Annotated in this window: 11 protein-coding genes; 1 reads left to right on the top strand and 10 read right to left on the bottom strand. The window is 66.1% G+C overall.

What is annotated here, in order from left to right:
* Positions 1-4: 4 nt before the first annotated feature.
* From ACL58G_RS28535 to ACL58G_RS28570, 8 genes are all read right to left on the bottom strand, one after another.
* A complete protein-coding gene (locus ACL58G_RS28535) occupies positions 5-703 on the bottom strand; it encodes a fumarylacetoacetate hydrolase family protein (RefSeq protein WP_413387210.1) in 699 nt (232 codons plus the stop codon).
* A 97-nt stretch (positions 704-800) separates the two neighbouring features.
* Positions 801-2486 (bottom strand): methyl-accepting chemotaxis protein, encoded by a 1686-nt coding sequence (locus ACL58G_RS28540; RefSeq protein ID WP_413387209.1) that lies wholly within the window; start codon positions 2484-2486, stop codon positions 801-803.
* Between the two features lie 154 nt (positions 2487-2640).
* Positions 2641-3582, bottom strand: a complete 942-nt coding sequence (locus tag ACL58G_RS28545) for a LysR family transcriptional regulator (protein ID WP_036238599.1) — start codon at positions 3580-3582, stop codon at positions 2641-2643.
* A gap of 53 nt (positions 3583-3635) precedes the next feature.
* Positions 3636-4589, bottom strand: a complete 954-nt coding sequence (locus tag ACL58G_RS28550) for a glycoside hydrolase family 43 protein (RefSeq protein ID WP_440963894.1) — start codon at positions 4587-4589, stop codon at positions 3636-3638.
* A 97-nt stretch (positions 4590-4686) separates the two neighbouring features.
* Complete coding sequence (gene yjfF, locus ACL58G_RS28555; RefSeq protein WP_413337208.1) at positions 4687-5670, bottom strand: galactofuranose ABC transporter, permease protein YjfF; 984 nt, start codon at positions 5668-5670, stop codon at positions 4687-4689.
* Positions 5667-6701, bottom strand: a complete 1035-nt coding sequence (locus tag ACL58G_RS28560) for an ABC transporter permease (protein ID WP_413337207.1) — start codon at positions 6699-6701, stop codon at positions 5667-5669. The genes yjfF and ACL58G_RS28560 overlap by 4 nt, the downstream gene beginning before the upstream one ends.
* On the bottom strand, positions 6698-8215 hold the full coding sequence (locus tag ACL58G_RS28565) for a sugar ABC transporter ATP-binding protein (RefSeq protein WP_413387208.1): 1518 nt from the start codon (positions 8213-8215) through the stop codon (positions 6698-6700). The genes ACL58G_RS28560 and ACL58G_RS28565 overlap by 4 nt, the downstream gene beginning before the upstream one ends.
* Before the next feature lie 11 nt (positions 8216-8226).
* Positions 8227-9189, bottom strand: coding sequence for an ABC transporter substrate-binding protein (locus tag ACL58G_RS28570; protein WP_413387207.1), 963 nt, complete (start codon positions 9187-9189; stop codon positions 8227-8229).
* 371 nt (positions 9190-9560) lie between these two features.
* Here ACL58G_RS28570 and rsgA point away from each other — a divergent pair, with 371 nt between their 5' ends.
* Positions 9561-10589: a ribosome small subunit-dependent GTPase A gene (gene rsgA, locus ACL58G_RS28575; RefSeq protein WP_413387206.1), complete on the top strand. Its 1029-nt coding sequence runs from the start codon at positions 9561-9563 to the stop codon at positions 10587-10589.
* Positions 10590-10714: 125 nt separating this feature from the next.
* Here the strand turns inward: rsgA and ACL58G_RS28580 are convergent, their stop codons facing one another.
* Together ACL58G_RS28580 and ACL58G_RS28585 are read right to left on the bottom strand one after the other, a co-directional pair.
* A complete protein-coding gene (locus ACL58G_RS28580; protein ID WP_440963895.1) occupies positions 10715-13066 on the bottom strand; it encodes a beta-L-arabinofuranosidase domain-containing protein in 2352 nt (783 codons plus the stop codon).
* Complete coding sequence (locus ACL58G_RS28585) at positions 13063-14079, bottom strand: arabinan endo-1,5-alpha-L-arabinosidase (protein ID WP_440963896.1); 1017 nt, start codon at positions 14077-14079, stop codon at positions 13063-13065. Before ACL58G_RS28585 ends, ACL58G_RS28580 begins: the two co-directional genes overlap by 4 nt.
* Between the last annotated feature and the right edge of the window lie 13 nt (positions 14080-14092).

Genomic DNA, 14092 nt, shown 5'->3' on the forward strand with positions numbered 1-14092 from the left:
ACCCTCATTCTGCCGCGCCGATCTCGAGTTCGAACGAAGTCACGCCGTCGACGCCGCCGCGCACCTTGTCGCCCGGGTTCAGCGCGTCCACGCCGGCCGGCGTGCCCGTGTAGATCAGGTCACCCGGCGCCAGCGCGACGAGGCGCGACAGGGCCGCGATCACGTCGGGGATCGGCCAGATCATTTCGTTCAGGTTGCCCTCCTGCTTGAGCTGGCCGTTCACTTCGAGCCAGATGCGCGCTTCTTGCGGGTGGCCGGTGCGCGCGACGGGGATCAGCGGGCTGCACGGCGCGGAGGCGTCGAAGCCTTTCGCCATGTCCCACGGGCGGCCATCCTTCTTGGCGACGGCCTGCAGGTCGCGCCGCGTCAGGTCCAGGCCCACGCCATAGCCCCACACGAGGTCCAGCGCCTGTTCCGGCGCGATGTTCGTGCCGCCGCCTTTCAGTGCGACGACCAGTTCGACTTCGTGATGCAGCTCGCGCGTGGACGAAGGGTACGGCACGGTGCCGCCGGCCGGCACGACGGCGTCCGCCGGCTTGGTGAAGAAGAACGGCGGTTCGCGGTTCGGATCGGAACCCATCTCGCGCGCGTGGGCCGCGTAGTTGCGGCCCACGCAGAACACGCGCCGCAGCGGGAAAACCTGGTCGGAGCCGGCCACGGCGAGGGCCGGGACGGCGGGAGGCGTAATGACGAAGCCAGTCATGCGTATCCTTGTAAAGACAGTGACGGTGCAGCGGCCATGAGCCGGATGCACCGGACAGCCTATCACAATCGCAAGCTGGACGAAAAGGCAATAACGGTCAGAACGCTTCCCAGTCGCTCTCGGCGGACACCTTCGCGGCAGTGGCCTGCGGACGGGCCGGCGCCTTCGCAACCGGCTTGCTCAAGCGCGGTGCAGGCGCGGAAGTCATCGCACGTGTCGGCGCTGCCGCCGGCGCGCCGCCGTCGAGCCGGAACACGGCCACGGCCTCCGCCAGGCGCGCGGCCTGGTCCTGCATCGCCTGCGACGCGGCGGCCGCCTGCTCGACGAGGGCCGCATTCTGCTGGGTCACGTCGTCCATCTGCGTGATGGCCTGGTTGATCTGTTCGATGCCGGCGCTCTGCTCCTGGCTCGCGGCCGTGATCTCCGTGAGGATGTCGGCCACGCGGCGCACGCTGTCGACGATCTCGCCCATCGTGCTGCCCGCCTCGCGCACGAGCGAGCTGCCCGTGTCGACCTTGCTGGTGGAGTCGGCGATCAGCGTCTTGATCTCCCTGGCGGCGGCGGCCGAGCGCTGCGCCAGGTTGCGCACTTCGCCCGCCACGACGGCGAAGCCGCGGCCCTGCTCGCCGGCGCGCGCCGCTTCCACGGCCGCGTTCAGCGCGAGGATGTTGGTCTGGAACGCAATGCCGTCGATGACGCCGATGATGTCCACGATGCGGCTCGACGACGTGTGAATCTGCGCCATCGTGTCGACGACCTGCTCGATCACGTCGCCGCCCTTGGCCGCGACCGTCGATGCCGTCGCGGCCAGCGTGTTGGCCTGGCGCGCATTGTCGGCGTTCTGCTTCACGGTCGACGTCAGTTCTTCCATCGACGACGCCGTCTCTTCCAGCGCGCTGGCCTGCTGCTCGGTGCGCGCCGACAGGTCGCGGTTGCCCGCCGCCACTTCGCCGGACGCGAGCGCGATGGCGTCGGTGCCGCCGCGCACGGTGCCGACGGTGCCCACCAGGTTCTCGTTCATGCGCTTCAGGGCGCCCAGCAGCTGGCCCACTTCGCAGGTGCTGTCGACGTCCACGCGCGACGTCAGGTCGCCGCCGGCGACGGCGGTCGCCACGTCCAGCGCACGGCGCAGCGGCCGCGTGATCGAGGCGCTGATCCACCAGGCCAGCGCGCAGGCGAGCGCCAGCATGACGGCGCCCAGCACGATCATCAAGGTGCGCGTGTTCGTGTACATGACCTGGGCTTCCCGGGCCGTGTCGTTGGCGAGGCCGGCCTGGACCTGGATCTGCTGGCCGATCACGGCCTTGTAGTCCGCCAGCACGGGGCGCAGCTTCGTCTTCAGGTAGGCGCGCGCGCCCGCGTCGTCGCCGCTCTCGATCAGGCGGATCAGGTCGACCTGCCCCTGCGTGTACTTCGCATTGAGTTCGACTTCCTGCGCCAGCAAGGTGCGGGACCTGGGAGCGCGCAGCAGGCCGTCGAGCTGCACCAGCAGGCTGTCGAGGTCCTTGCGCATGGCGGTGATGCTGGCGACCTGCTTCGCGCGGTCGTCGGCGCTGTCGTCCAGCATCATGTTGCGCAGCGCAATGGCGATGTCGTTCACGTCGCTCAGCATGCGCGACGTCAGTTCCATGCGCGGCAGCCGCATGTTGACGATCTCGTCGGTGCCGTCATTGACCCGGCCCAGCATGATCGTGCCCTGCCCGACCATGAAGACGAGCGCCACGCACAGGAAGCCGAAGCCCAGCGCGAGGCGCTTGCCAATTTTTAAATTTCGAATGTTCATCGTTCTCTCTTTCCGCACGGATGTCCCGTTTTTCTGGTTTCCCACATCCCAGAAATGTTACGGTACGGAAAGATTCGAGTCGATGTCGAGATGTTAAATCAGGGCAATATATTTAAATGATGAAGTGTGCACGCAACGTTTTGGTGCATTGGATTCAATAGATCTCTTTTGCGGCGGCCCGCACGGCACGCAACAGCAGGTCGGCACCCGGCGACAGCAGATGGTCCTGGTGGCGGATGATGCCGAACGCATCCATCTTGCACGGGATCTCGATGGGCAGGATGCGCATCACGTTCAGCGACGCATAGTATTGCGCCACCTCGATCGGCATCACGTGCAGCGAATCCGTCTGCTGCAGCAGCGCCGTGATCATCAGCATCGCCGTCGTGTCGACCACGTTCGCGGGCGGCTCCAGGCCGGCGCGGCGGAACATCATGTCGAAGCGGTAGCGCAGGATACTGCCGTGCGGCGGCACGATCCACGGCAGCGGCGCGATGTCCTGCAAGGTGAGGTTCTTGCGCTCCAGCAGCGGATGGCCGGGGCGCACGACCGCGCAGGCCGGTTCCTCCGTCAGCTCTTCGTAGATCAGGCCGGAAGTGTCGCCGGTGTCGAAGATGCGGCCGATCATGAAGTCCAGCGTGCCATGCTGCAGCTTGTCCAGCAGCAGGTTACTGGTTTCCAGCTGCACGCCGATGCGCAGCAGCGGCGCTTCTTCCTTGACGCGGGCGATGGCGCGCGGCAGGAGCGCCATCGCGGGCGTCATGATCACGCCAACCTCGACCTGGCCCGTGAGGCCGGCCTTCAGCGTGACGATGTCGTCGTGCGCCAGCGCCAGGCTCGTCAGGGCCATGCGCGCGTGGCGGATCATCGTTTCGCCGTAGATCGTCGGCTCCATCCCGCGCGGCAGGCGTTCGAACAGCTTGACGTCCAGCATCTCCTCCAGATCCTTGATCTGCTTGGAGGCGGCCGGCTGCGTCATGTGCAGCTCATCGGCCGCGCGGTGGATGTTGCGGTAGTCGTCCAGCGCGATCAAGAGGAGCAGTTGACGCGTCTTGAGGCGGGCCTTGAGAAACCAGTTCGGATTGGTCGTGTCCATCAGACAATCATATCATTATCGATATCGGTTCTGCGTAGTTTTACGCGGAACTTTTATCGCTTGCAGGCTGCCGACGGATTGGCGGCAGGACCTTGTACTGTCTGGGGCACGGGCAGGATCTTGCCGTCCGGACCATAGTGCAATTCCTCGACGGCGACCGAGCGGCGGAACTCGCCACCGGTCGGCAGCTTGCCGTTGTGATATGCGATGTAGGACTTGCCGTTGAAATCGAAGATCGCGTGGTGGATCGTGCCGACGTTCTCGTTCTTTTCCATGATCACGCCACCGAAGGACCACGGCCCGGTAGCCGTCGGGCCCGTCATGTACACGGTCTCTTCCGGCCACTTGCGCGAGTACGACAGGTAGTATTTGCCGGCGTGCTTGTGCAGGTACGACGCTTCGGTGAACGCTTCCAGGCCCACCGTGTGGATCGGGCCGTCCAGCTCGATCATGTTCGGTTTCAGCTTCGCGTACTTCATGACGGTGTTGCCCCAGTACAGATAGGCCTGGCCGTCGTCGTCGACGAAGACTCCCGGGTCGATGTCGTCCCAGCTGATCGGCGTTTCGTGCGTCATGTCGTTCGTGACCAGGGCCGTGCCGCGCGCGTCGACGAACGGGCCCGTCGGGCTGTCGGACACGGCCACGCCGATCGCCTTGCCCGGGACGGTCTTGTGCTCGACCGTCACGTACAGGTAGTACTTGCCGTTGCGCTTGGCGACGTCGGTGGCCCAGGCATCCTTGGCCGCCCATTTGAAAATGGAAAACGGCACGCCGGCCGGATGCTCGGTCCAGTTCTGCATGTCGCAGCTGGAGAACACCTTCCACTCGTTCATCAGGTAGTCCTTGCCGCCGACGGGGGCGTCGTCGCGGCCCACGTACAGGTAGACGCGGCCGTTGTCGACGAGGGCCGCGGGGTCCGCGGTGAAGATCTTGCTGGTGATGGGGTTGGCGGCACCGGCGAGTGCCGTCGTCGCGAGCAGCGTCGCGGCGATCAGGGGCTTGAGCATGTGGTCTCCAGTTTTTATGTTTATTCGGTGGGCAACAAGCCCACGTCGCCCCCGCGGCGGCGGGGGCGCACGTTCAGCGCCGTGGCAACGTGACTTGTTATTGCTTGGCGCGGCCGCCCATCACCCTCTGCACGACGCAGAAGACGAACAGCAGCGCGCCAATGACGATCTTGGTCCACCACGAGCTGAGCGTGCCGTCGAAGGCGATCAGCGTCTGGATGGCACCCAGCACCAGCACGCCCGACAATGCGCCGGCGATGTAGCCGTAGCCGCCGGTGAGGAGCGTCCCGCCGATGACGACGGCGGCGATGGCATCGAGCTCCGTGCCCTGACCGTGCAGGCCGTAGCCGGACAGCATGTAGAAGGCGAACAGCACGCCGCCCAGCGCCGCGCAGAAGCCCGACAGCGCGTACACGAGGACCTTGGTGCGGCCCACGTTCAGGCCCATCATCGCGGCCGATTGCTCGTTGCCGCCGACGGCGTACACGGCACGGCCGAACGCGGTGAAGTGCGCGAGCCAGATGGCGACCAGCAGCACGACCAGCGCGATGATGGCGCCCGGCGACAGGAAGCCGTCGAGGATGGGCACCTGCGTCTGCGACATCGCCGTGAACAGCGGGTCATCGATCGTGATCGACTCGACGCTGATCAGGTAGCACAGGCCGCGCGCCAGGAACATGCCGGCCAGGGTGACGATGAACGGCTGCAGCTTGAACAGGTGGATGATCGCGCCCATCGCGCCGCCGAAGCACGCGCCCAGCAGCAGCACGAGCGCGATGACGGCGGCCGGCGGCCAGTGGGCGTGCTGCAGCAGCCAGGCCGAGATCATCGTCGACAGCGCCAGCACGGAACCGACGGACAGGTCGATGCCGCCCGCCAGGATCACGAAGCCCATGCCCACCGCGATCACGAGCAGGAACGCGTTGTCGATCAGGAGATTGAAGATCACCTGCAGCGACAGGAAGCCCGGATAAACGGACCCGCCGATGCCCATCATCGCGACCAGCAGGATCACGGTGACGAGGGACGTGAACCACGGCGCACTGGTGACGCCGCGGGAACCGGTTGCGACCGCGCTCATGCGGACCTCCGCAGGATGTTCTTGAATTCGCTCGACTGCGAGATGCAGACGACGAAGACGACGATGGATTTGACGACCATGTTCACTTCGGGCGGCACGCCCAGCGAGTAGATCGTGTAGGTCAGGGTCTGGATGATCAGCGCGCCGATCATGCTGCCCACGAGGCTGAATTTGCCGCCGGCCAGCGACGTGCCGCCCAGCGTGACGGCGAGGATCGCGTCCAGCTCCAGCAGCAGGCCCGCGTTGTTCGCGTCCGCGCTCTTGATGTTCGACGTGATCAGCATGCCGGCCAGGCCCGCGCAGGCACTGCAGAACACGTACACGAAGGTGATCAAGGTGGCCGTGCGCAGGCCCGCGAGGCGCGCCGCCACCGGATTGATGCCGACCGCCTGGATGAACAGGCCGAGGGCCGTCTTCTTCACCAGCAGCAGCGTCACCGCGAACACCGCCGCGACGACGAACAGCGAGAACGGCAGGCCGGCGAGATAGCCGCTGCCCAGGAAGAAGAACGGCTCGTAGTACACGGTGACGATCTGGCCGTCCGTCAGCAGCTGCGCGAGGCCGCGGCCCGCCACCATCAGGATCAGCGTGGCGACGATCGGCTGCAGCTTGATGCCGGCGACGAGGACGCCGTTCCACAGGCCGCACAGCAGCGCGACACCCAGCGACGCCGCGAGTGCGAGCGCCATCGGCGTCGTGGGCTCGCTGCCGCCGATCAGCATCGCGGACACGGTGCCGGACAGGGCGACGACGGCGCCCACGGAGATGTCGATGCCGCGCGTGGCGATGACGAGGGTCATGCCGAGCGCCGCCAGCATCAGCGGCGCGGCGCGGTTGAGGATGTCGATGATCGCGCCGTACAGGTGGCCTTCCTTGACCTCGAGGTGGAAGAAGCCGGGCACGAGGAACGCGTCGACGAGCAGCAGCGCGACGAGCGCGCCCAGCGGCCGCACGAGCGGGTGCTGCAGCCAGGCGGTGCGCGATGCCCCTGCCTGCGCGGACGGTTTGACGGTAGCGCCGGTCGTGCTCATGCCGTCTCCCCTGCGATCACGTGCAGCACGGACGTCTCGTCCAGTTCACCGCGCCGGTATTCGCCGCACGCCTTGCGGTCGCGCATGACGACCATGCGGTCGGACACGCGCAGCACTTCCGGCAGCTCGGACGAGATGAAGAGAATGGACATGCCCTTGCGGCACAGGTTACTGACGTAATCCATGATTTCCTGCTTGGCGCGCACGTCGATGCCGCGCGTCGGTTCGTCGAGGATCATCAGGCGCGGATCAGTCGCGAGCCAGCGCGCCAGCAAGACCTTCTGCTGGTTGCCGCCGGAGAGCGTGCCGATCGGCGTCTCGATGCTGGCCGTCTTGATGCCCAGCCACTTGACGTAGTCGGTCGCCAGCTGCTGCTGGCGCTTGAATGGAATGGCGCGGAAGATGCCTTGTCGCGCCTGCAGCGCGAGGATCAGGTTTTCGCGCACGGACAGCGCGAGGATCGCGCCTTCGTGCTTGCGGTCTTCCGAGCAGAAGCCGATGCCCTCGCGAATCGCGTCGCGCGGGTTCGAGAAGCTCACCTGCCTGCCGTCGATGTCGAAGCTGCCGGCATCAAGCTTGTCGGCGCCGAACAGCAATCGCGCCGTCTCCGTGCGGCCGGAGCCGAGCAGGCCGGCAAGGCCCAGCAATTCGCCGCGGCGGATTTCCAGGTCGACCGGCGACAGCACGCCCTTGCGCGCGATGCCGCGGGCGCGCAGGAAGACTTCGCCGTGTGCGTTGGATTCACCGGCGGCCGCCGTCTCGGTCGCGTGTTCCGCGTCGGCCGGCGCGCCGATCATCTTGTTGACGAGGGCAAGGCGCGACAGGTCCGCGCACGCGTACTCGCCTTCGCGCTCGCCGTTGCGCATCACGGTGATGCGGTCCGAGATCGCGTACGTCTGGTCGAGGAAGTGCGTGACGAACAGGATCGCCATGCCCTCTTCGCGCAGGCGGCGCAGCACCGAGAACAGCATCTGCACTTCCGCCTCGTCCAGGCTGGACGTGGGTTCGTCGAGGATCAGCACGCGCGATTCCGTGTTCAGCGCACGGGCGATGGCGACCATCTGCTGGATCGCGAGCGGGTAATCGGCGAGCGGCTTGCTGACGTCGACGTGGATCTCGAGGCGCGCGAGCAGCGCCATGGCCTGCGACCGCATCGAGCGCCAGTCGACCATGCCGAAGCGGCGCGGATAGCGGCCGATGAAGATGTTTTCCGCGACCGACAGGTTCGGGCACAGATTGACTTCCTGGTAGACGGTGCTGATACCGAGGTTCTGCGCATCCTGCGTGGAGCGCGGCTGGATGGCCCGGCCCTCCAGCACGATGCTGCCGGCGTCCGGCTGGTAGACGCCGGTGAGGACCTTGATCAGCGTGGACTTGCCCGCGCCGTTCTGGCCCATCAGCGTGTGGACTTCGCCGGGGAACAGGCGCAGTCCGGCATCGGACAGCGCCTTCACACCCGGGAAGGCTTTATGGATGCCGGTGACTTCCAGCACCGGCTGCTTCGAATCGATCATGCCCCGCCCGATCAGTATTTGCGGTTCGGGAGTTCCTTCGCCGCCACCTCAGCCGGGAACACGCCCTCGTTGACGACGATGCGTTTCGGGACCGGCTTGCCGGCCACGACGTCCTGCGCCGTCTGGATCAGCGTCGGACCGAGCAGCGGATTGCACTCGACCGTCACATTCAGTTTGCCGGCCTTCATGGCTTCGAACGCGCCCTTCACGCCATCGATCGAGATGATGATGATGTCCTTGCCCGGCTTCAGGCCCGCTTCCTCGATGGCCTGGATGGCGCCGATGGCCATGTCGTCATTGTGCGCGTACAGCACGTTGATCTTCTTGCCTTCCGACTTCAGGAAGGCTTCCATGACTTCCTTGCCCTTGGCGCGGGTGAAGTCGGCGGTCTGCGAGCGGATGATCTTCAGCTTCGGATTCGTGCCGATGACTTCCGCAAAACCGTTCTTGCGGTCGATCGCCGGCGCGGCACCGGTCGTGCCCTGCAGCTCGACGATGTTCAGCGGCTTGTCGCCATTCTTCTTGGCGTAGTCCAGCAGCCAGCGGCCGGCGCGGCGGCCCTCTTCCACGAAGTCGGAACCGATGAAGCTGACGAACAGCGACGGATCGGTGACCTTGACGGCGCGGTCGGTCAGGATCACGGGGATCTTGGCGTTCTTCGCTTCGCGCAGCACGGTCTCCCAGCCGGTTTCCACGACCGGCGAGAACGCGATCACGTCGACGCGCTGGGCGATGAACGAGCGGATGGCCTTGACCTGGTTCTGCTGCTGCTGCTGGGCGTCGGCGAATTTCAGGTTGACGCCGGCCTTCTTGGCGGCGTCCTTGATCGAGGCGGTATTCGCGGTGCGCCATTCGCTTTCGGCGCCGACCTGCGAGAAGCCGATCGTGAGGGGTTTGGCGGCGAAAGCCGGGATGGCGGCGGCGCACGCGATGGCGGCAGCGGCGCCCAGGAGGGTTCTGCGGGTGATGATCATCACTTAGTCTCCGGAATTGTTGTGCACGGATACTATGACAGAACTGACATATCTATCCAATCATTTTTTTGACGGTAGACATATCCATTTCGGCATCAATACAAATGTCGGTTGCATGGCCGAGCCGCCGCGCTATACTTGCCTTTTCATTCACTGACGAGGAGCGCCCCATGAACCAGCCGGATATTGCCCTCCCGTCGGCCGCCTGACCGCCTTTCTTCGCCGATCACCGTCGTCGCTCATCGTCGTTGCGAATGGGCGCGCCAGCCGCGCCGACTACCCCTGACCGAATCCATCGTTGCCGCCGCATCGTATTGCGTGCGGCAACGTGCCCGCGCGTCCGCGCGCTTCGCAACAGGAACACAACGACCATGATAGCCTTCGATATCGCGGCACTGCGCCGCATCGGACTCACCAACCCTATCGCCGCACGCCTCGCCCCGCACGACCGCGGACGACCCGCGCGCGTGGCGAGCGTGCACCGCACCGCGCTCGTCCTGCACGACGGCCTGCGCGAATTCCCCGCCCGGCCGCATCCATCCCTCGACGCCTCGCTTGCCGTCGGCGACTGGGTGCTGTTCGACCTTAACGAGCAAAACGAAGCGTGGGTCCACACGCTCGTCGACCCGCTGAACGAGCTGGTACGGCGCGACGCCCACGGCACGCGCCAGCGGCTGGCGGCCAACGTCGACACGGCCCTGCTGGTCATGGGCCTCGACGGCGATTTCAATCTGCGCCGGCTGGAGCGCTACCTGATGGTCGCCAGATCCTGCGACGTGGCGCCCGTGATCGTGCTGACGAAGGGCGATCTCGTGCCCGACGCGGATACGAAAGCGGCGCAAGTGGGCGCGCGCCTGCCGCCGACGGTGCCCGTGGTGCGCGTGCATCCGCAGGAAACCGGCGCGGCCGACACGCTGGCGCCGTGGACCGGAGAAGGCCAGACGCTCGTCCTGGTCGGCACGTCCGGCGTGGGCAAGTCGACGCTCACGAACACCCTGACCGGCGCGCACCAGCAAACGGGCGGCGTACGCAAGGGCGACGACCGCGGCCGCCACACGACGACGTCACGCTCGCTGCACCTGTGCGCGGGCGGCGCGTGCGTGATCGACACGCCGGGCCTGCGTAGCTGGCAGCCGGACGCCGACGAGGACGACGTCAACGCGGCGTTCGACGACATCGAGACGCTGGCCGCGCACTGCCGCTTCCATGACTGCACGCACGTGGAGGAACCGGGATGCGGGGTGCGCGGCGTCGTGGATGCGGACCGGCTGCGCAACTACCACAAGCTGTTGCGCGAGGTGCGGCATGCGGCGGCGACGCCGCTGGATCGCATCGCGGAGCGGGCGCGGTGGAAGGTACTCAACAAGATGGCGAAGGCGCGGGCGCAGGCTAAACGTTAACGTCTGAAACGTCGTCCCCGCGCAGGCGGGGACCCAATTTGCACGCGTTATCGCGACGCGTGCAGAGCTTGGATTCCCGCCTGCGCGGGAATGACGGTTTTTAGCTCAACGTAGTGCTTTTTGAGTCAGCGCATCAATCGCAGCCCGTACAACCCACCCGCCATCGAGCCTTCCTTCGCGACGAACTTGACTTCGAGCTTGCCGTTCGCGCCCTGCACCAGCGCGGGCGGCAGCGCGAAGTCGCGCGTGTAGAACTCCTGGTCCTCGCCGGCCGCCAGTTCCACTTCGGCGATCCGCTGCCCGTCGACGACGATGTCGAACCTGCGGCCCGCGTCCCCGCGCGCGAACGTGAGGCGCAGCGCCTTCGCTTCGTGCTTGGGATCGTTCAACTGGTAGCTGAACCACTTGTTGGCATGGCGCCAGTGGCGGCCGTTGTTCAGGCCCGCGTCGGCACCCTCGCCCTTGAAGCCGTGGTCCGATTCCGGCTGCTGTTCGCCCGGCGCCACCTGGTCGATGGTCTGCGCGTCCAGCGCGAGGCGCTCCGCTTCGTTCGCCGCGTTCTCTTCCTTCATGCGGGCGAATTCGGCCGGGGTGCTCTGCTGCCAGTAGATCATGTAGCGCGAATCGTGCAGGCGGAAGAACGGGATGAACTCCGTCGACGACCCCGCCCCGCCCTGCACGACGCCGGGTGCCGTGAACGTCAGCGGCTTGCCTTTGACCGGCTTGAAGCGCCGGGTGAAATCCTTGCTGTCCGAGACGAAGGTCGGCGCCGCCTCCAGCGGGCACACCTGGCCGGACGGGCTATGGCCCATGCGCGAATCGTCCGCGAGGAAGTTCAGGTGCTCGGTCGGGAACGGATTCGTCTTCGCGGCCAGCACGATGGGGCCGTACAGCACCGCGTAGTAATTCGACTTGTCCGGCATCTGCTCGAGGCGCATCGTCATCGGCAGGCTCACGTCGACGCGGTCGCCCTTCTTCCACGCGCGCTCGATGCTGACGTAGCTGCCCGGCTGCGCATTCACCTTCACGGCCTTGCCGTTCACCTTCACGCCCAGCTTGCCCGGCGCGACCCAGGCCGGATAGCGGATCTTCAGCGCGAAGCGGGCATCGCCGTCCACCGTGATGCGGGTAGAGGCCTGGTCCGGGAAGTTGTTCGCCTGGGCGACCTTGACGTTCTTCTCGCGCCAGTCGAGCGTCGACGGGATGAACAGGTTCACGAACAACGCATCGCCCTCATGGGCATAGATGAATTCACCGTACTTCGCGTGGCTCTCGATGCCGGAGCCCACGCAGCACCACATCGCCTGGTCCACCTGCGAGTACACGCGGTAGTGGTTCGGGCGCATCGGCGTGAAGTAGACGAAGCCGCCCGTGCCAGGACGTTCGGACGCGAGGATGTGGTTGTACAGCGCACGCTCGTAGTAGTCGGCGTACGCTGCCTTGTCCGACGTCTCGAACAGCATCTCCGTCAGCTTCAGCATGTTGTAGGTGTTGCAGGTCTCCGGTCCCTCGACCTCGTTGATCATGGGGCTGAAGTCCTTGTCGTCATGGAAGTGCTCCCTGACGCTGTTGCCGCCGATGGCCACCGTGCGGTGGTCGACGACGGTCTGCCAGAAGAACGCGGCGGCATCCGCCATGTCCTTGCGGCCCGTGAGGTCGCCGATGCGCTTGAAGCCGATGACTTTCGGGATCTGCGTGTTCGCGTGCAGGCCCGTGAGCTTGTCCTCGTGCTTCTCCAGCGGCTGCAGGATGGCCTGGTGCGAGAACCTCAGCGCCAGGTCCATGTAACGCTGGTCCCCCGTCATCTGGGCGACGTCGGCCAGCACCTCGTTCATGCCGCCGTGTTCGGCCTTCAGCATCTGCTGCATCTGCTCGTCCGTCAGGCGGCTTGTCAGGCGCAGGGCCCAGTCGGCCATGGCGATCAGCATCGCCTTCGCATCCTCGTTGCCGGCATAGCGGTACGCGTCGCGCAGGCCCGCGTAGACCTTGTGCAGGTTGTACCACGGGACCCACTTGCCGTTGACGGAGAAGTTGTCCGCATGGAGCTTGCCCGCGGCGACATCGCGCCACGCGGCGCGGCCACCGGGCACGCCGCCGACATAGCCGTCGCCGTTGGCCGTCTGCGCGCGCTTCAGCTCCGCGACGAAGTAGTCGAGGCGCTTCTTGACCTCGGCATCGCCGGTCGACGCATACATCAATGCCAGCGCCGACAGGTAGTGCCCGCCCATGTGGCCGTCCAGTCCCGACGATTCCCAGTTGCCGTAGCTGGGCTGCTTCGGCGTGAGCCCCGCTTCGCGCAGGAACGGCGCCAGCAGGCGGTCCGGCTCCATCGCCATCAGGTAGTTCAGGTCCGTCGCCTGGGCGTCGAGGAAGGGGCTGGGCCCCAGGCGCACGGCCTGCAGCGGGAACAGGTCGGCGGCCTGGGCGCACGTCGCGCCCAGGGTGAACAACAGCGCGGCGATGTGGGTCAGCTTCATTTCAGTTCTTCGCTCACATACTTGTTGAGGTCTTTGGGATCGACCGTGGGCCAACCGTCCTTGTCCCAGCGGATGTCCATCACTTTCAGCTTCTGCTTGTACTTGTCGGCCGTTTCATAGGCGTGCAGCACGAGGTAGTCCTTGCCGTCGAACGTGTAGGCGCTGTTGTGGCCGAGTCCCTGCCAGTCCTTGTCGCCCTTGACGACGAGCGAGCCGCCGCCTTTCGCCATATCCTTGCCCTGGCGGTCGAGGTACGGCCCCTTCACGTCCTGCGCGCGGCCCACGACGACGTGGTACGTGCTCTTCGGCCCCCGGCAGCACAGGCCCCACGAGACGAACAGGTAGTAATAACCGTTCTTTTTGAAGATGAACGGCCCCTCGATCTCGGCCGGCGCCGCGTCCTCGTCCGGCGTGAACGCGGGACGCTCACGGCGCGCGATCGTGTGCCATTCCTGCGGTTCGGCGAGCTTCGTCCAGCTGGCGTCCAGCTTCACGAGCTTGATGCCGCCCCAGAACGAGCCGAAGCTCATCCAGCCCTCCCCCTTGTCGTCCTCGACGACGTTCGGGTCGATGGCGTTCCACAGGTCGCGGCCCGGCACCGACTGCACCATCATGCCCTGGTCGTCCCACCGATAGTTGGGAGAACGCGGGTCGAGCGTGGCGTTCGTCGTCACGCCGATGCCCGACGTGTTCTTGCCGAAGCCGGACACCGAGTAGTACAGCAGCCAGCGGCCGTTGTGCTGGTGGATGTCCGGCGCCCAGATATGGTCGTTGAACGTGGGCGCGGCGCGCTTCGCCCACGTGGGCTCGCCCGCGAACACGCGGCCTTCCGGCTTCCAGTGCAGCATGTCGGACGACGAATAGAACGTGATCCCGGGGCCCGTGCTGTACAGGTAGTAGGTGCTGCCGTCCCTGGCCATCACGGGGTCGTGCACGCCGACCTGCGACGCCTGCGCCATCCACGCCGCGGCCAGCGCCACCGCGCCGACGCCGAGTACCACTGCTTTACGCATGCCTGCTCCTTTC

The organism is Massilia sp. GER05, from assembly GCF_052056005.1.
Taxonomy (GTDB): Bacteria; Pseudomonadota; Gammaproteobacteria; order Burkholderiales; family Burkholderiaceae_D; genus Telluria; species Telluria orientalis.